This window comes from Pseudomonas sp. PVC-5-1, assembly GCF_057444345.1.
The window spans coordinates 4,614,349-4,632,186 of the sequence record NZ_CM172024.1 but is presented as its reverse complement, the minus strand read 5'-3'; the positions used below and the strand labels follow the sequence as shown (position 1 = coordinate 4,632,186).

The 17,838-nt window shown below is 63.7% G+C and carries 13 protein-coding genes; 5 read left to right on the top strand and 8 right to left on the bottom strand.

Annotated features, from left to right (window positions below; genetic code table 11):
• Nucleotides 1-122 precede the first annotated feature (122 nt).
• The 4 genes from AC2T3R_RS21170 to ttgA form a co-directional block, all read right to left on the bottom strand.
• Nucleotides 123-1,379 (bottom strand): OprD family porin, encoded by a 1,257-nt coding sequence (locus tag AC2T3R_RS21170; RefSeq protein ID WP_015271646.1) that lies wholly within the window; start codon nt 1,377-1,379, stop codon nt 123-125.
• Nucleotides 1,380-1,678: 299 nt separating this feature from the next.
• Nucleotides 1,679-3,136, bottom strand: a complete 1,458-nt coding sequence (locus tag AC2T3R_RS21165; RefSeq protein ID WP_013974037.1) for an AdeC/AdeK/OprM family multidrug efflux complex outer membrane factor — start codon at nt 3,134-3,136, stop codon at nt 1,679-1,681.
• The gene (ttgB, locus tag AC2T3R_RS21160; protein ID WP_015271645.1) at nt 3,133-6,285 is read right to left on the bottom strand and encodes a multidrug efflux RND transporter permease subunit TtgB; all 3,153 of its coding nucleotides are present in this window, start codon (nt 6,283-6,285) and stop codon (nt 3,133-3,135) included. Before ttgB ends, AC2T3R_RS21165 begins: the two co-directional genes overlap by 4 nt.
• Nucleotides 6,286-6,288: 3 nt before the next feature.
• Nucleotides 6,289-7,443 carry a toluene efflux RND transporter periplasmic adaptor subunit TtgA gene (ttgA, locus tag AC2T3R_RS21155; RefSeq protein ID WP_013974035.1) on the bottom strand — a complete coding sequence of 385 codons (1,155 nt, stop codon included), beginning with the start codon at nt 7,441-7,443 and terminating at the stop codon, nt 6,289-6,291.
• Between the two features lie 258 nt (nt 7,444-7,701).
• Between ttgA and ttgR the strand changes: the two genes are divergently transcribed.
• Nucleotides 7,702-8,334, top strand: coding sequence for an efflux transport transcriptional regulator TtgR (ttgR, locus tag AC2T3R_RS21150; protein ID WP_013974034.1), 633 nt, complete (start codon nt 7,702-7,704; stop codon nt 8,332-8,334).
• 221 nt (nt 8,335-8,555) lie between these two features.
• Here the strand turns inward: ttgR and AC2T3R_RS21145 are convergent, their stop codons facing one another.
• Nucleotides 8,556-10,007 (bottom strand): MDR family MFS transporter, encoded by a 1,452-nt coding sequence (locus AC2T3R_RS21145; protein WP_410951811.1) that lies wholly within the window; start codon nt 10,005-10,007, stop codon nt 8,556-8,558.
• Between the two features lie 440 nt (nt 10,008-10,447).
• Here AC2T3R_RS21145 and AC2T3R_RS21140 point away from each other — a divergent pair, with 440 nt between their 5' ends.
• On the top strand, nt 10,448-11,317 hold the full coding sequence (locus AC2T3R_RS21140; RefSeq protein WP_003259571.1) for an isocitrate lyase/PEP mutase family protein: 870 nt from the start codon (nt 10,448-10,450) through the stop codon (nt 11,315-11,317).
• Nucleotides 11,318-11,342: 25 nt separating this feature from the next.
• Here the strand turns inward: AC2T3R_RS21140 and AC2T3R_RS21135 are convergent, their stop codons facing one another.
• On the bottom strand, nt 11,343-12,248 hold the full coding sequence (locus AC2T3R_RS21135; protein WP_486744222.1) for a LysR family transcriptional regulator: 906 nt from the start codon (nt 12,246-12,248) through the stop codon (nt 11,343-11,345).
• Between the two features lie 103 nt (nt 12,249-12,351).
• Here AC2T3R_RS21135 and AC2T3R_RS21130 point away from each other — a divergent pair, with 103 nt between their 5' ends.
• Together AC2T3R_RS21130 and AC2T3R_RS21125 are read left to right on the top strand one after the other, a co-directional pair.
• Entirely contained in the window at nt 12,352-13,227 is an 876-nt protein-coding gene (locus tag AC2T3R_RS21130; RefSeq protein WP_410951809.1) for an MBL fold metallo-hydrolase, read from the top strand.
• 27 nt (nt 13,228-13,254) lie between these two features.
• On the top strand, nt 13,255-13,869 hold the full coding sequence (locus tag AC2T3R_RS21125) for an NAD(P)-dependent oxidoreductase (RefSeq protein WP_410951808.1): 615 nt from the start codon (nt 13,255-13,257) through the stop codon (nt 13,867-13,869).
• Nucleotides 13,870-13,967: 98 nt separating this feature from the next.
• Here AC2T3R_RS21125 and AC2T3R_RS21120 read toward each other — a convergent pair whose 3' ends face one another.
• Complete coding sequence (locus tag AC2T3R_RS21120; RefSeq protein WP_015271640.1) at nt 13,968-14,843, bottom strand: LysR substrate-binding domain-containing protein; 876 nt, start codon at nt 14,841-14,843, stop codon at nt 13,968-13,970.
• 114 nt (nt 14,844-14,957) lie between these two features.
• Between AC2T3R_RS21120 and AC2T3R_RS21115 the strand changes: the two genes are divergently transcribed.
• Nucleotides 14,958-16,595 (top strand): 5-guanidino-2-oxopentanoate decarboxylase, encoded by a 1,638-nt coding sequence (locus tag AC2T3R_RS21115; RefSeq protein ID WP_410951806.1) that lies wholly within the window; start codon nt 14,958-14,960, stop codon nt 16,593-16,595.
• 135 nt (nt 16,596-16,730) lie between these two features.
• On the opposite strand, the gene AC2T3R_RS21110 is transcribed toward AC2T3R_RS21115, so the two are convergent.
• Nucleotides 16,731-17,651 carry an AraC family transcriptional regulator gene (locus AC2T3R_RS21110; protein ID WP_003258430.1) on the bottom strand — a complete coding sequence of 307 codons (921 nt, stop codon included), beginning with the start codon at nt 17,649-17,651 and terminating at the stop codon, nt 16,731-16,733.
• Nucleotides 17,652-17,838 lie beyond the last annotated feature (187 nt).

Sequence of the window (17,838 nt, the reverse complement as noted above, 5' to 3'; positions counted from 1 at the left end):
GAAGGTTTATTGATTTGTTTATAGCTTAGGGTTATTTGTTGTAGCTTCTGGCCTCTTCGCGGGCATGCCCGCTCCCACAGGGACCGCACAGGTTTCAAGGCTGGTGCGGTCCCGCGAAGAATTCAGAGGAGATTCAGCGGGTAACTCAGGATCAACCGGTTCTCATCGAACGAGTTGGTGCTGAAGTCCCGGCGCATGGTGGAGTTGCGCCACTTCACCGACAGGTCCTTGAAGCTGCCCGACTGCACCACATAGGCCAACTCGGTTTCCCGCGCCCATTCCTTGCCATCGTCCACACCGCCTGCGGTCACGTTGTCACCCTTGATGTAGCGGTTCATCAGGGTCAGGCCTGGCACGCCGACGGTGGCGAAGTTGAAGTCATGGCGCACCTGCCATGAGCGTTCCTTGGCGTTGTCGAAGCTGGAGTTGTAGCTGTCGTTTGCCAGAGTGCCGCCGCTGGTGCCGTTCACCCGCATCCAGGCGTCGTCGCCGCTGACTTTCTGCAGGCCGACGTAGATGGTGTGGCCCTGATAGCGTGCCGAGAGCATGGCCGAGGCGGTGCGGTTGTCCAGTTCGCCAGCGCGTTCGGCGCCGTCTTCCTTGCCGATGAAGTAGCCCAGGTTGGCGCCCAGGGTCCAGTCGCCCAGGGGTTGGCTGTGCACCAGGTTGAGGTACTGCTGGCGGTAGATGTCCTTGAGCTGAGCATTCCACAGGCCGATCATGGTGCGCTTGTCGTTGAAGGTGTATTCGCCGCCGCCAAAGTTGAAACGGTCGGAGGTGAACGCTGCCTTGCCGTTCATCGACATGTCTTCCATGCTGGCGTCGTTGCGCGGGCTGTTGCCGCGGAACTGGCCGGCGTACAGGGTCAGTCCGGCGATTTCCTTCGAGGTCAGCTGGCCGCCGCGGAAGGTCTGCGGCAGCGAGCGGCCATCGTCCGAGCGCAGGATCGGCAGTACCGGCATCCATTCACCCACTTTCAGCTCGGTTTCGGACAGCTTGGCTTTCAGTGCCACGCCCAGGCGGCCGAAGTCATCGGCCGGGCGGCCATCATCGTGCACCGGCAGCAGGTGGGTGTTGGTGGTGCCTTTGCCGCCGTCGAGCTTGACCGAGTACAGGCCCAGTACGTCCACGCCGAAACCGACGGTGCCCTGGGTGAAGCCGGAACGGGCGTCGAGGATGAAGCTCTGCGTCCACTCCTCGGCCTTGGCCTGCGGGTGGGCCGGGTCGACGAAGTTGCGGTTGATGTAGAAGTTGCGCAGGTTGAGGGTGGCCTTGGCGTCCTCCAGGAAACCACCTTCGTCGGCGGCGAACACGGGGAGTGCGCAGGACATGGCCAACAGGCCGGGCAGCAGCTGGCGTGCGGGTTGCAAAGTGCTCATCTGTCGTGGATCTCTTGTTTTTATGGGCGAGCCGGTACGCTGCAGGATGCGGCCTGCAGGTGCGGGTCTTTTGGGATGAACCGGGGCAACGTTGCGTGGGGAGGATGGTGCGGGGTAGGGCAGGGGTGAGGCAATTCGCCACAAACGGAAACGGGCGATAATCGAACGGAATGTTCTGGTTGGTTAATTGTTTTTCCTGTGCTGGCCTCTTCGCGGGCGAGCCCGCGAAGAGGCTGGTCCAGGCAACACAAAACAAAAAGCCCACCGCGAGGGTGGGCTTGATGCTTTGACAGCTTCAATCAGCTCTTCGGTGCTTCCACCGCTGCCTGCTGGTTGTTGGCCTGCCCGGTCTGCTCGTACCAACCACCGCCAAGCGCCTTGTACAGGTTGACCTCGCTGGTCAGCTGCGACAAGCGGTCGCCGATCAGTGCCTGCTGGGCGCTGAACAGGTTGCGCTGCGCGTCGAGGAAGGTCAGGTTGCTGTCGATACCGATGCGATAGCGGCGTTCGGCCAGGCGGTAGTAGTCCTGGTTCGCCTGCACCAGGTCGCGTTGCGCCTGCAGCTGCTCTTCGAAGGTCTTGCGCGCCGCCAGGCCATCGGAGACTTCCTGGAACGCGGTCTGGATGGTCTTTTCGTACTTGGCGACGTTGATGTCCTTCTGGATCTTCGAGTAGTCCAGGCTGGCCTTCAGGCTGCCGGCGTTGAAGATCGGCAGGTTGATCTGCGGCTGGAACAGCCAGGTGCCCTGGCCGCCCGAGAACAGGTGGCCCATGTCGGGGCTCAGGCTGCCGGCATTGGCGGTCAGGCTGATGCTCGGGAAGAACGCTGCGCGGGCCGCGCCAATGTTGGCATTGGCGGCCTTGAGCAGGTGCTCGGCTTCCTGGATGTCCGGGCGACGCTGGAGGATGTCCGACGGCAGGCCGGCCGGTACTTCGGCCAGTTGGTCGGCATTGAGCTCCAGCGGCTTGGCCAGGTCGGCGGGAATGCCGGTGCCCAGCAGCACGGTCAGGCTGTTGACGTCCTGGGCGACCAGGCGCTGGTACTGCGAGTACTTGACCCGGGCGCCTTCCACGGCGGTACGCGCCTGGCTGACGTCGAGTGCCGAGGCTACGCCGACTTCGTTGCTGCGACGGGTGAGGTTGTAGCTTTCCTCGTAGGTCTTCAGCGTTTCTTCGGTCAGCTTGAACAGCGCCTGGTCGGCCTGCCAGGTGTAGTAGGCGTTGGCCACGCTGGCCACCAGGCTGATCTGCGTGGAGCGACGCGCCTGTTCGCTGGACAGGTAGGTTTCCAGGGCCTGCTCGGTCAGGCTGCGTACGCGGCCGAACAGGTCCAGCTCATAGGCGCTGACGCCCAGGGTGGCCGAGTACTGGCTGGTGATGCCCGCTTCGCCCGTCTGCGACATGTTCGCCGGTACGCGCTGGCGGCTGCCGCTACCGTTGGCCGAAACCGCAGGGAACAGGTCGGCACGCTGGATGCGGTACTGCGCACGGTAGGCGTCGATGTTCAACGCGGCAACGCGCAGGTCGCGGTTGTTCACCAGCGCGGTCTGGATCAGCTGCTGCAGGGCCGGGTCGTGGAAGAACTGACGCCAGCCCTGTTCGGCGGCGGCAACCTCCGCCGACTGCGTCGGCGAGTAAGCCGGGCCTTGCGGCCACTGCGCAGCCACCGGCGATTCCGGGGTCTGGTAGTCAGGGATCAGCGAGCAGCCGCCAAGAATGAAAGCGGTTACTGCCAGGGACAACAAAGACTTGGTCATTGCCCAGCCTCATAACGTGGAGTTTCAGGGGTGACGTCTTTTTCCGGCTCTTTGCTGCCGAACAGTGACGACACTGCGACGAAGAACAGTGGTACCCAGAAGATAGCCAGCACGGTCGCACTGATCATGCCGCCGATCACGCCAGTACCGATGGCATGCTGGCTGCCGGCGCCGGCGCCGCTGGCGATAGTCAACGGTACCACGCCGAGGATGAACGCCAGCGAGGTCATGATGATCGGGCGCAGACGCATGCGGCACGCCTCGATCGCCGCGTCGTACAGGCTGCGGCCTTGCTCGTGCAGTTCCTTGGCGAATTCGACGATCAGGATGGCGTTTTTCGCCGCCAGGCCGATGGTGGTCAACAGGCCGACCAGGAAGTACACGTCGTTGGACAACCCGCGCAGGCTGGTGGCGATCAGGGCACCGATGATACCCAGCGGTACTACCAGTACCACGGCGATCGGGATCGACCAGCTTTCGTACAGGGCTGCCAGGCACAGGAACACGAACAGTACCGAGAGGGCGAACAGTGCCGGCATCTGCGAACCGGAGAGTTTTTCCTCGTAGGACATGCCGGTCCAGGAGAAGCCGATGCCGCTTGGCAGTTCGCCAGCAATGCGCTCGACCTCGGCCATGGCTTCACCGGTGCTGTAGCCCGGGGCCGGAGCACCGAGGATTTCCATTGCCTCGACGCCGTTGTAACGCGACAGTTTCGGCGAACCGTAGGTCCATTCGCCCTTGGCGAAGGAGGAGAACGGCACCATTTCGCCGGCGCCATTGCGCACGTACCACTTCTGCAGGTCTTCCGGGCTCATCCGCGCGTTCGGCTCGCCCTGGATGTACACCTTCTTGACCCGGCCACGGTCGATGAAGTCGTTGACGTAGCTGGCACCCAAGGCAATCGACAGGGTGTTGTTGATGTCGGCGATGGTCACACCCAGGGCGCTGGCACGCTCGTCATCGATGGTCAGCTGGTACTGCGGCTCGTCGTTCAGGCCGTTCGGGCGCACGGCGCTGAGGATCTTGCTCTGCGCGGCCTTGGCCAGGAACTGGTTGCGCGCTTCCATCAGCTTGGTATGGCCGACACCGCCGCGGTCCTGCAGGAACACGTCGAAGCCGGTGGCGTTACCCAGTTCGAGCACCGCAGGCGGGGCAAAGGCGAACACCATCGCATCGCGGAAGGTGAAGAAGTGCTGCTGAGCGCGCTGGGCAAGGGCGAACACGCTGTTTTCCTTGGAGCGTTCATCCCACGGCTTGAGCATGATGAATGCCATACCCGAGCTCTGGCCACGGCCGGCGAAGTTGAAGCCGTTGACGGTGAACACCGAAGCCACGGTGTCGGCCTCTTCGCTGAGCAGGTACTCACGCATCTGGTCGACCACCACCTGGGTGCGCTCGGCACTGGAGCCGGCCGGGGTCTGTACCTGGGCGAACAATACGCCCTGGTCTTCTTCCGGCAGGAATGCGGTAGGGATGCGGGCGAACAGCCAGATCATGCCGACCACGATCAGCGCGTAGGCCAGCAGGAACGGTACCTTGTTGCGCAGGATGGTGCCCACGCTGCGCTCGTAGCCGGTTACGCTGCGGTCGAAGTTGCGGTTGAACCAGCCAAAGAAGCCGCGCTTGGCCACATGGTGCTCGCCCTTCTTCAGCGGCTTGAGCATGGTGGCGCACAGGGCCGGGGTGAAGATGAGCGCCACCAGCACCGACAGGCCCATGGCCGAGACGATGGTGATGGAGAACTGCCGGTAGATCACACCTGTGGAGCCGCCGAAGAACGCCATGGGCAGCAGTACCGCCGACAGCACCAGGGCGATACCCACCAGGGCACCCTGGATCTGCTCCATCGAGCGCTTGGTCGCTTCCTTGGGCGGCAAGCCTTCCTCGGACATCACCCGCTCGACGTTCTCCACCACGACGATGGCGTCGTCCACCAGCAAGCCGATGGCCAGGACCATGGCGAACATGGTCAGGGTGTTGATGCTGAAGCCGGCAGCGGCAAGGATGCCGAAGGTACCCAGCAACACAACCGGTACGGTCATGGTGGTGATGATGGTGGCGCGGAAGTTCTGCAGGAACAGGTACATCACCAGGAACACCAGGACCACGGCTTCGATCAGGGTGTGGATAACGCCACTGATCGATTCGGTGACCACCGGGGTGGTGTCATACGGGAATACCGCTTTCACCCCAGGCGGGAAGAACGGTTCCAGGTCGGCGATGGTCTGGCGCAGGGCCTTGGCGGTGTCCAGGGCGTTGGCACCGGTAGCCAGTTTAACTGCCAGGCCGGAGGCCGGCTTGCCGTTGAACTGGGCGCTGACGGCATAGTTTTCACCACCCAGGCCAACCTGGGCGACATCACCCAGACGCACCTGCGAACCGTCGCTGTTGACCTTGAGCAGGATCTTCTCGAACTGCTCGGCAGTCTGCAGGCGGGTCTTGCCGATGATGGTGGCGTTCAGCTGGGTACCCGGCATGGCCGGCAGGCCGCCGAGCTGGCCGGAGGACACCTGCACGTTCTGCGCGGCCACGGCGGTCTTGACGTCGACCGGGGTCAGCTGGAACTTGTTCAGCTTGGCCGGATCGAGCCAGATACGCATGGCGTACTGCGCACCGAACACCTGGAAGTCACCCACACCCGCGGTACGCGAGATCGGGTCCTGCATGTTGGAAACGATGTAGTTGGCCAGGTCGTCCTTGGTCATGCTGCCGTCTTCGGACACCAGGCCGATCACCAGCAGGAAGTTCTTCACTGCCTTGGTGACGCGGATACCTTGCTGCTGCACTTCCTGCGGCAGCAGCGGGGTAGCCAGGTTCAGCTTGTTCTGCACCTGCACCTGCGCAGTGTCTGGGTTAGTGCCCTGCTCGAAGGTGGCGGTAATGGTCATGCTGCCGTCGGAGTTACTCTCCGACGACACATAACGCAGGTTGTCGATACCGTTGAGCTGCTGCTCGATCACCTGTACCACGGTGTCCTGCACGGTTTGCGCCGAGGCGCCCGGGTAGGTCACGGCGATGGCGATGGCCGGCGGCGCGATGCTGGGGTACTGGTTGATCGGCAGCTTCAGGATCGACAAGGCGCCGACCAGCATGATCACCAAGGCGATCACCCAGGCGAAGATCGGGCGATCGATAAAGAACTTCGACATGGTTTACTCCGCTTTGGCGTCTGCTTTCGCCGCGTTGGCCTGAACAGGGCTGGCCGGCTTCTTGACGTTGGTGGCTTCGCTGACCTTGACCTCGACGCCCGGGCGCACGTACTGCAGCCCTTCGGTGATCAGGCGGTCGCCCGGGTTCAGGCCTTCCTCGATCAGCCAGTCGCTGCCCAGGGTACGGTTGGCCTTGAGCTGGCGCAGTTCGACCTTGTTCTCCTGGTTGACCACCAGCGCGGTCGGCGCGCCTTTCAGGTCGCGGGTCACGCCCTGTTGCGGGGCCAGGATGGCGTTGGCGTTGACCCCGGCCTTGAGCCGCGCATGCACGAACATGCCTGGCAGCAGGGTGTGATCGGGGTTGGGGAACAGGGCGCGCAGGGTGACCGAGCCGGTGGTCTCGTCGACCGCGACTTCGGAGAACTCCAGGCGGCCTTCCTGCTTGAACAGGCTGCCGTCTTCCAGCACCAGCTGCACCGAGGCGGCGTTGTCGCCGGCCTTTTGCAGCTGGCCGCTTTCCAGGTCACGGCGCAGCTTGAGGAGTTCGGCGGTGGACTGGGTTACGTCGACGTAGATCGGGTCGAGTTGCTGGATGGTAGCCATGGCGTTGGCCTGGCCATTGCTCACCAGTGCACCTTCGGTGAACGAAGAACGGCCGATACGGCCGCTGATCGGTGCCAGGACCTTGGTGTAGCGCAGGTCGATCTGCGCGCTTTTGAGCGAAGCCTCGGCCTGCAATCGTTTGGCATTGGCGTCGTCGTATTCCTGCTTGGAGACAGCCTGTTCGTCGATCAGCTGCTTGTAGCGCTCGGCCAGCGAGCGGGTGGCCTGCAGGTTGGCCTGGGCATTGGCCAGGTTGGCTTCGTACACGGCAGGGTCGATCTGGTACAGCTGCTGGCCTTCCTTGACCTCACTGCCTTCCTTGAACAGGCGCTTGAGGATGATGCCGTTGACCTGCGGGCGCACTTCGGCGACGCGGTAGGCAGTGGTACGCCCCGGTAATTCCGAGGTCAGGGTGAAGGCTTGGGGCTGGATGGTCACGACGCCGACCTGAGGAGCCTGCGCCGCTGGCGCTGCTTCTTCTTTCTTACAGCCACTGAGCAGGGTTGCCAGGGCGACGGCGGAAACCAGAGCGGTAACGGCTGGCTTGAATTGCATGAGGATCCTCGGGTCGCTGGAGCTGGGAGACGCTCAAGAGTAATGGAAGAGTCTTGATCTGGAAAAATTGCTATCCGGTGGATAAATAGCTTGCTAAGGAATATACTTACATTCATGGTTGTTTGTAAATACCGCTGGGTTGTACTCGGGTACTGCCACAGCTCTTGATTAGCTCCCCCGCGAGGCGCCCTGCAGAGGTGCCCCCGGAGTGTTCCCCGCACGCGCCGCGCGTTCGGGGCAGATGAGGTTTGTACTGCCATGGTCCGTCGAACCAAAGAAGAAGCCCAGGAAACCCGCGCCCAGATCATCGAGGCGGCGGAAAAGGCCTTCTACAAGCGCGGGGTTGCGCGAACCACCCTGGCCGACATCGCCGAACTGGCGGGTGTGACGCGAGGAGCGATCTACTGGCATTTCAACAACAAGGCCGAGTTGGTGCAGGCGTTGCTCGACAGCCTGCATGAAACCCATGACCACCTGGCGCGGGCGAGCGAAAGCGAGGACGAAGTGGACCCGCTTGGCTGCATGCGCAAGCTGTTGCTGCAAGTGTTCAACGAGCTGGTGCTCGATGCCCGAACCAGGCGTATCAACGAAATCCTGCATCACAAGTGCGAGTTCACCGATGACATGTGTGAAATTCGCCAGCAGCGCCAGGCTGCTGTGCTGGATTGCCACAAGGGCATCACCCTGGCGTTGGCCAATGCCGTGCGCCGGGGCCAGTTGCCAGGCGAGCTTGATGTCGAGCGCGCGGCGGTGGCCATGTTCGCCTATGTCGATGGCCTGATCGGGCGCTGGCTGTTGCTGCCTGACAGTGTCGATTTGTTGAAGGATGTCGAAAAATGGGTCGACACCGGGCTGGATATGCTGCGCTTGAGCCCGGCTCTGCGCAAATGACACTTTGTTAAGGATTGTGAGGGAGTGTTACCCCTTTGTGTTAAGGGGGGATTAATGCTTCCGGATGACCTTGAACAAATCACAGATCCTGTGGGAGCGGCCTTGTGTCGCGATAGGGCTGCGCAGCAGCCCCGGCAATTTGTGCATCACTGCTGAAATCCTGGGGCCGCGTCGCGGCCCTTTCGCGACACAAGGCCGCTCCCACAGAGATCGCGTAGCTTCTAGCGTCCGCGCAGTTGCCGGTCGGGCAATGCAAACGCTGCAAACAGTCCCAGCACGGCTACCCCGGCACTCCCCATCAACAACTGCCGGAACGTCTCGAGCAACCGCCCCTGTGTCACCAGGTCCACTTCACCGGCCTTCAGGCTCCCCAGCAACGGATTACCCAGCGACTCGAACCCGCCCTGGTGCAGCAGCGCCAGCAGCATGCTGGACATGCACGCCACTCCCATGGCCCCGCCCAGCGAGCGGAACAGGTTGGTGGTGCTGGTGGCCACGCCGATGTCCTTGCTGTCCACCGCGCTTTGCGTGCCTACCAGCGAGGTCGGGAACTGCAGCCCGCAAGCGATGCCGGTCAGCAGCATGAACAGTGCACTGAGCAAGACCGACTGCGGCGGGGTCAGCGCCATGGCGAAAATGGCCAGTGGCATCAGCAGTGCGCCGGCCAGGATCTGCGGCTTGTAGCGCCCGGTCAGGCTGGTCATGCGCCCGCCGGTGAAGGCACCCATGGGCAGCCCCATCACCAGCGGCAGGAGGTGCAGGGCAGCACTGTCGGCGCCGGCACCGGTGATGCCCTGGTAGCGCAACGGCATGAGCATGGTCAGGGAGATCGACTGGAAGCTGGCGAAGAAGATCACGCCCCAGCACAGCACCGCCACGCGGTTGCCGAACAGGCCGAGTGGCAGCAGTGGATCCCGGCAGCGGCGTTCATGGGCGATGAACAGCATCAGGCCCAGCGCGGCGCAGGCGAACAGGGCCAGCACGGCCGGGTCGGCCCAGGCGTGGCCCTGGCCGACCAGGGTAATGCCCAGCAACAGGCTACCCAGGCCGAGGATCAGCAGCACGGCGCCAAGGTAGTCCACCTGCGCCTCGCGGCGCTGCGCCGGCATGCCGCCGAGGGCGCGGCGGATCGCCCACAGTGCAACCAGCCCCAGCGGCAGGTTGATCCAGAACACCCAGCGCCATGACAGGTATTCGGTCAGCCAGCCGCCCAGCACCGGCCCGGCGACGCTGGCCACCGCGTACATGCTGCTGAAATAGCCCTGGTAGCGGCCGCGCTCTCGCGGGGGCACGAAGTCGCCGATGATCGCCTGGCTCACCGAGACCATGCCGCCGGCACCAATGCCCTGCAGTACCCGGGCCAGCACCAGTTGCTGCATGTCCTGGGCCAGGGCGCAGGCGATCGAGGCCAGGGTGAACAGGCTGATGCCGGTGAGGATCATCCTGCGCCGCCCGTACAGGTCGCCCAGCTTGCCGTAGATCGGCACGGCCACGGTCATCGCCACCATGTAGCCGGAGATGACCCAGGCCAGCAGGCCGACATCGTTGAACTGCGCCGAGATCGCCGGCAGCGAGACGGCAACGATGGTCTGGTCCAGGGCGCCGAGGAAGATCGCCAGCATCAGGGCGGTGAGCACGTTGCGCAGGGTGGTGGGGGGCAGGGCGGCGGTCACGGGGATACCTTGTTTATCGGTTGAGGCCTCTTCGCGGGCACGCCCGCTCCCACAGGTACAACACAGGGCTTGAAGGCTGTGGTGTACCTGTGGGAGCGGGCGTGCCCGCGAAGGGGCCCCGAAATTGTAACCTGAGTTAGGTAGCTTCCTATCCACTATCTGCATCCCCTATGCAAGATCGGCATTGGCGCATTCATTCAGTGCTGCATGGCTGCGTGATATCGTTGGTATGCCACAGAGGCCGAAAATCGGGGGTTTGCACCAGCTTGGTGCAACATTATGCCGCAGGTTTTTGCGCCGCTGTCTCCCACACCTTTTATTCCTCTGCCTGCATGTCGAGCATGACCGCCCAGATGGCGACGGTTGGAACAGGCCAGGTAGACCCGATTACAGGGGTCGGTAGTTACCGTTCGAATTTCAACTTATTTTGCGGAGTGATCATGCCCAAGGCTTCCCATCAAGATCTGCGTTTTGCCTTCCGCGAGCTGCTCGCTTCAGGTTCCTGTTATCACACCGCATCGGTGTTCGACCCGATGTCGGCACGCATTGCCGCAGACCTGGGCTTCGAGGTCGGCATCCTCGGTGGCTCCGTCGCTTCGCTGCAGGTACTGGCTGCACCGGACTTCGCCCTGATCACCCTCAGCGAGTTCGTCGAGCAGGCCACCCGTATTGGTCGCGTGGCACAACTGCCGGTGCTGGCTGACGCCGACCACGGCTATGGCAACGCGCTGAACGTCATGCGCACGGTCATCGAACTGGAGCGCGCCGGCGTGGCTGCGCTGACCATCGAGGACACCCTGCTACCTGCCCAGTTCGGGCGCAAGTCCACCGACTTGATCCCGGTTGAAGAGGGCGTCGGCAAGATCCGTGCGGCGTTGGAGGCACGGGTCGATTCGTCGCTGTCGATCATTGCCCGGACCAACGCTGGCGTGCTCACCACCGAAGAAATCATCGTGCGTACCCAGAGCTACCAGAAGGCCGGAGCCGATGGCATCTGCATGGTGGGGGTGAAGGACTTCGAGCAACTCGAGCAGATTGCCGAGCACTTGACGGTGCCATTGATGCTGGTGACCTACGGCAACCCGAACCTGCGTGACGACGAGCGCCTGGCACGCCTGGGCGTGCGCATCGTGGTCGATGGTCACGCGGCCTACTTTGCCGCGATCAAGGCCACCTACGATTGCCTGCGGCTGCAGCGCGGCCAGCAGAACAAGTCGGAAAACCTCAGCGCCACCGAACTCTCGCACACCTACACCCAGCCCGAGGACTACATCCGCTGGGCCAAGGAGTACATGAGCGTCGAGGAGTGACAATGCCATTCCTGTAGGAGCGGCTTTACAAGTCCTGATCCCACTCCGGTTCGTCCTTGAACCGCTGCACAAGAAAATCCAGCATGCTGCGCAAGGTCGCCGGCATGTGCTTGCGTGAGGTGTACACCGCATTCAGGTTCAGCTCGCGCGGGCTGGCTTCGGGCAGCAGGCGCACCAGTTCACCCCGGCGCAGGGCCTGCGCGGCCTGGTAGGTCGGCAGCATGGCGATACCTGCGCCGGCCAGCGCCGCCTTCTGCAGTGTCATCGCCTCGTTGGCACTGATGTTCCCCGCCACTGGCACGGCGACTTGCTGGCCGGCTACCTCGAAATGCCACAGGCTGTGGCCGAAGTAGGCATGTGTCAGGCAGTTGTGCCGGCTCAGTTCCTCGACCCGTTGCGGCGTGCCGTGCTCGCGCAGGTAGGCCGGTGCCGCACACACTGCCGAGCGGCATACGCTCAGGCGCCGGGCGATAAGGTTGGGGTCCAGGTCATTGCTGGTGCGGATGGCCAGGTCGATGCGCTCGTCCACCAGGTTGACCGTGCGATCGAGCATCTGTAGTTCCACCTTCACCCCGGGGTAGCGTTGGACGTAAGCGGCCACAGCATCCACCAGTTGGGCCTGGCCGAAGGAGGTGCTGACGCTGATGCGCAGCGCGCCCTTGGGCGCGTCATCCGGCTGCTGCACCGCGGCCTGCAGGTCGCCAGCCAATTCCAGCAATTGCCGGCAGCGGGGCAGGGTTTCCTGGCCGGCGGCGGTGAGGCTGAGCTTGCGTGTGGTGCGCTGCATCAGCCGTGCGCCAACCCAGTCTTCCAGCTCTGCCAGGTAGCGCGATACCACTGGCCGCGACAGTTGCAGATGATCCGCCGCCGCCGACTGGCTGCCCAGGTCGACGACGGTGACGAAAACGCGCATGGCGTTGAGACGGTCCATGATTTGCCCGGTTTCAGAAACAAACTATGTTCGAGCATCGCATTTTTTGTCACGGATTGGGCAACTAAGCTGTTGGGCATTGTTCATCTGACGGGCGTTTGCGATGTCTCTTTTCACTCCCTTGCGTGGCCTGCTGCTGGCCTGTGTGACCCTGGCCGGCCCGGCGCTGGCTGCCGACCCCTTGCGGCTGGAGGTTTACAACCCCGGGCACGAGGCGATCTTCCCGGTCAGTTCGGTGATCGTCAGCGGCGAGCACGACGCCATCCTCGTCGATGCCCAGTTCGGCAAGGCCCAGGCCGAGCAGCTGGTGCAGCGCCTGCGGGCAGGCGGCAAGCAGCTGACCACTATCTACATCAGCCATGGCGACCCGGACTACTACTTCGGCCTGGATACCCTGACCCAGGCCTTCCCGGACGCCAAGGTGCTGGCGTCGGCCGCCACGGTTGCCCATATCCGCCAGACCAAGGATGCCAAGCTGGCCTACTGGGGCCCGCAGATGGGCGCGGACAAGCCGGCGCGGCTGGTGCTGCCACAGGTGCTCGAAGGCAACCGCCTGACGCTGGAAGGGCAGGACCTCGAGGTGGTCGGCCTCGACGGCTCGCAACCTGACCGCAGTTTTGTGTGGATCCCGTCGATCAAGGCGGTGGTCGGTGGCGTGGTGGTGTCGGAGAACATTCATGTGTGGATGGCCGACACGCAAACGGCCAAGTCCCACGCCGACTGGCTCGGCACCCTGGCGCACATCGAAGCGCTGGCGCCGCGCACGGTCATCCCCGGGCATTACCTGGAAGACAGCAGTCGATCGCTGGAGGCCGTGCATTTCACGGCGAACTACATTCGTGACTTCGATGCCGAGACCGCCCAGGCGAAAGACGCCGGTGCGTTGATCGCGGCGATGAAGCGACGTTACCCGAGCCTGGCCGATGAAAGCTCGCTGGAGCTGGGGGCCAAGGTCGCCAAGGGCGAGATGAAGTGGTAGTTCCGTTCAACTGATGGAGAGTATCCCATGAGCAAGATTGCAATCATCGGTGCCACTGGCCGCGCTGGCAGCCAGTTGCTGGAAGAGGCCCTGCGCCGTGGCCACAGTGTGCTGGCCATCGCCCGCGACCCGTCGCGGTTGCAGGGGCGGGAGGGGGTGACCGTCAAGGCGCTGGATGCCAAGGACAGCGCAGCCCTGCAAGCGGCGGTCGCGGGTGTGGATGCGGTGCTGAGTGCGGCGCATTTCTCGACCATCGAGCCACACGCCATCATCGAGCCAGTCAAACGGGCCGGGGTCAGGCGCCTGCTGGTGGTGGGGGGGGCCGGCAGCCTGTTGCTGCCGTCTGGGCATCGGGTGATCGACAGCCCGGACTTCCCCGAGGCATACAAGGCCGATGCCACTGCCGGAGTGCGTTTCCTGGAAGCGTTGCAACGGGAGCCGAACCTGGACTGGACCTTCCTGTCGCCGTCGGCGGAGTTCGTTGAAGGTGAGCGCAGCGGGCATTACAAGCTGGGCAAGGATCATCTGTTGATCGGCGCGGATGGCAAGAGCTGGATCACCTTTGCCGATTACGCGATTGCCATGCTCGATGAACTGGAAAAACCGGCGCATTCGCGGCAGCGTTTCACTGTCGGCTATTGAGTCGCCTGCTTCGCGGGCACGCCCGCTCCCACAGGTAAAGCACAGGTCTTGGAATCTGTGCTGTACCTGTGGGAGCGGGCGTGCCCGCGAAGAGGCCCTCACTGGCTGGCCTGGTGTTCCAGCCAATCCAGCAACTCCCCCAACCCCGCCGGCAAGCTCTTGGCCTGGCTCACCAGGTAATAGCCCTTGCCGGTCATCACTTTCAGCGCAAACGGCATGCACAACCGCCCCCCGCGCAAGTCATCGCCGATCAGCGACCAGTCGCCGATAGCCACGCCGGTCCCCTGCGAGGCCATGGCCATCGCCATGTCCAGTGTCTCGAAATGCTGCTTCGGGCCTTGAATGGCCAGCGTTGCCCCGGCTGCCTGCAGCCACAACCGCCAGTCATGCTCATTCCGCGAGGGGTGCAGCAGCATGTGTCGCGCCAGGTCCTCGACCTGCTGCAACGGTACCGGCCCCTCGCGCAATGACGGTGCGCACACCGGCGTCAGCTGCTCATCGAACAGCTTGCGCACGCGCAGCCCATGGTTCGGCGCATCGCCATACACCACCGCCGCATCGAAACCCTCGCGGCGAAAGTCCACTCCATGTTGCACCGTGGTGGTCAGCTCCACCGGTACATCCGGGCGTAGCGCCTGCCATTCCATCAGGCGTGGCAGCAGCCAGCGCATCACGCAGGTCGGTGCCTTGAGCTGCAAGGTAGTGCTGCGCCCACCCACCTCGCGCACCCCTTGTTCAATCAGCGCAAATACCTGTTGCACCCTTGGCAGCCAGTCCTGGCCTTCACGGGTCAGGCTCAACCCACGGGCCTGGCGCTGGAACAAGGCATAACCCAGATGCTCTTCGAGGGCCGCGATCTGCCGGCTGACGGCGCCCTGGGTGATATGCAACTGCTGCCCGGCACGGGTGAAATTGCAGTGCTGGGCGGTGACCAGGAAGGTATGCAGGGCGGGCAGGGGCGGGAGGCGTTTCATTGTGCTGAGCCATGATTGCAGAACATGGCTAGTATGTGTTTTTTTGCATTGTGGCGATAGCCGTGGCTGGGTCCAATAGGGGCATAACCCAACCAAGATTCACGGTGAAACCCAATGGCGACCTGCGGCGAAGTACTGGTAAAACTCCTTGAAGGCTATGGCGTTGACCATGTCTTCGGCATTCCTGGTGTACATACCGTGGAGCTCTACCGCGGCCTGGCCGGCTCGTCCATCCGCCATGTCACCCCGCGCCACGAGCAGGGGGCCGGGTTCATGGCCGACGGCTATGCGCGGACCCGCGGCAAACCGGGGGTGTGCTTCATCATCACCGGCCCGGGCATGACCAACATCACCACCGCCATGGGCCAGGCCTATGCCGACTCGATCCCGATGCTGGTGATTTCCAGCGTGCAATCCCGCGACCAGTTGGGCGGTGGCCGTGGCAAGCTGCATGAGTTGCCCAACCAGGCCGCGCTGGTGTCGGGTGTGGCGGCGTTTTCCCACACCCTGATGAGTGCCGATGACCTGCCGCAGGTGCTGGCTCGGGCATTCGCCGTGTTCGAAGGCGCCCGGCCGCGCCCGGTGCATATCGAGATCCCGCTCGACGTGCTGGTCGAACCGGCCGATCACCTGCTGCCGGGGCGCGTGGTGCGCAGCAACCGGGCGGGGGCAGCGCCGCAGGCAGTGGCGCAGATGGCCGAGCGCCTGGCCAATGCACGGCGGCCATTGATCCTGGCCGGGGGCGGCGCATTGGCCGCGGGCGCTGCGCTGGCGCGCCTGGCCGAACACCTGCAGGCGCCGGTGGCGCTGACCATCAATGCCAAGGGGCTGCTGCCGGCCAGCCACCCGCTGCAGATTGGCTCGACCCAGTCACTGCCAGCCACGCGGGCGCTGGTGGCCGACGCCGATGTGGTGCTGGCGATCGGCACCGAACTGGCCGAAACCGACTATGACGTCACCTTCAAAGGTGGTTTCGAGATCCCGGGCAGCCTGTTGCGCATCGACATCGACCCGGACCAGACCGTGCGCAATTACCTGCCGGAGCTGTCGCTGGTGGCCGATGCCGAACTGGCCGCCGAGGCGCTGCTCGGTGCCTTGCAGGCGCTGCCGCAATCCGTGCGTGAGAGCACGTGGGGCGAGGCTCGGGTGGCCAAGCTGCGCCAGGCACTGGCGGCGGGTTGGGACCAGCCGACCTTGAGCCAGACGCGTCTGCTGAGTGCGATTCTCGAGCGTCTGCCCAATGCCATTCTGGTGGGCGATTCGACCCAGCCGGTGTACACCGGCAACCTGACCCTGGACATGGACCAGCCACGCCGTTGGTTTAACGCTTCGACCGGCTACGGCACCTTGGGTTACGCATTGCCGGCGGCCATGGGCGCCTGGCTGGGCAGCGCGGAGCAGGTCGGTGAGCGTGCCCCTGCGGTGTGCCTGATTGGTGATGGCGGTTTGCAGTTCACCTTGCCGGAGCTGGCCAGCGCGGTGGAAGCGCAGGTGCCGCTGATCGTGCTGCTGTGGAACAACCAGGGGTACGAGGAAATCAAGAAGTACATGGTCAACCGGGCCATCGAGCCAGTCGGGGTGGATATCCATACGCCGGACTTCATCGGTGTGGCGCGGGCCCTGGGCGCGGCGGCGGAGCAGGTGGCAGATGTGGCGCAGCTGCAGGTGGCGTTGGGGCAGGCAGTGGAGCGCAAGGGGCCGACCTTGATCCAGGTTGACCAGAATCAGTGGCAGGGAGCTGTGTCGGGTTGAAGTAAATCTATTGCCAGTATCGGCCCTTTCGCGGGCTTGCCCGCTCCCACAGGTTTTTGCACAGGCTTTGAGTATTGTGCTGTACCTGTGGGAGCGGGCGAGCCCGCGAAAGGGCCGGTACTGCCGTTCAAAACTTCAGCCAGCAGTCGCCCGCAATCTGGCCACATCACGAATCGGCGGCGCGCCATACAGCCGGCTGTATTCACGGCTGAACTGTGACGGGCTTTCATACCCCACCCGGTAGGCCGCCACCGCTGCCTCGAGGCCGTCATTGAGCATCAATCGCCGTGCCTCCTGCAGGCGCAGTTGCTTCTGGTACTGCAACGGGCTCATCGACGTCACGGCCTTGAACCGGTGGTGCAAGGTCGAGGTGCTGAGGTTGACTTCACGCGCCAGATCCTCGATGCGCAAAGGCCGCTGGTAGTTCTGGTTGAGCCAGGTGATGGCCTGACAAACGCGGTGGGTCTGGCTGTTGGCCAAGGCAATTTCGTACAACCGATAGCCCTGCGGCCCGCGCAGCAGGCGGTACAGAATCTCCCGGCGGAACAGCGGCGCCAGCATCGCGATGTCGCGAGGGGTGTCCAGCAGGCGTATCAGCCGCAGCAAGGCGTCGAGCAACGCGGCGTCGGTTCTCTCCACATACAAGCCACGACCGGAAGGCCGGTTGGGCACCAGCATCGGCCCGCTTTCGGCGATCAGTTGGCTTATTTCGGCTGGGTCCAGGTCCATGCGCAGGCCAAGGCTCGGGTGCTCGGGGCTGGCGTCGAGCTTTACGCCGCTAAGCGGCAAGGTTACCGAGACCACCATGTAGTGCAGCGGGTCGTAGGCGTACTGCTCGTCACCCAGGAACAGGCTTTTGCTACCCTGGGCGAGGATGCACAGCGCGGGTTGCGCCAGCGTCGGTACCGAGCGCACGTTTTCGGTGTAGCGCACCAGGTACAGGTCATCGATGGCTGATGCCGGGCCGTGAGGCTCCCCGGCGTGGCGGCGGATCAGCTCGGCCAGCTCCTGGCGTTGCAGTTCCAGGCTTGGGTCGATGGACGTGGCGATGGTCATGATGGCTTTCCTCTGCTGACCGACGCAGCATAGGTTTGGGCAATAGCGGGCGCTAGTCAAAAGCTGCACGCCGATTGCCTGATCCTGCCGCGCTGCAGGATCAGGCAATCGGCGTGCAGTAATGGCCTAACGCGTCGCGCGGGCGAGGCCCTAACCTTGGCAGCCTGGCTTTTTCGTCCGCCTGCTT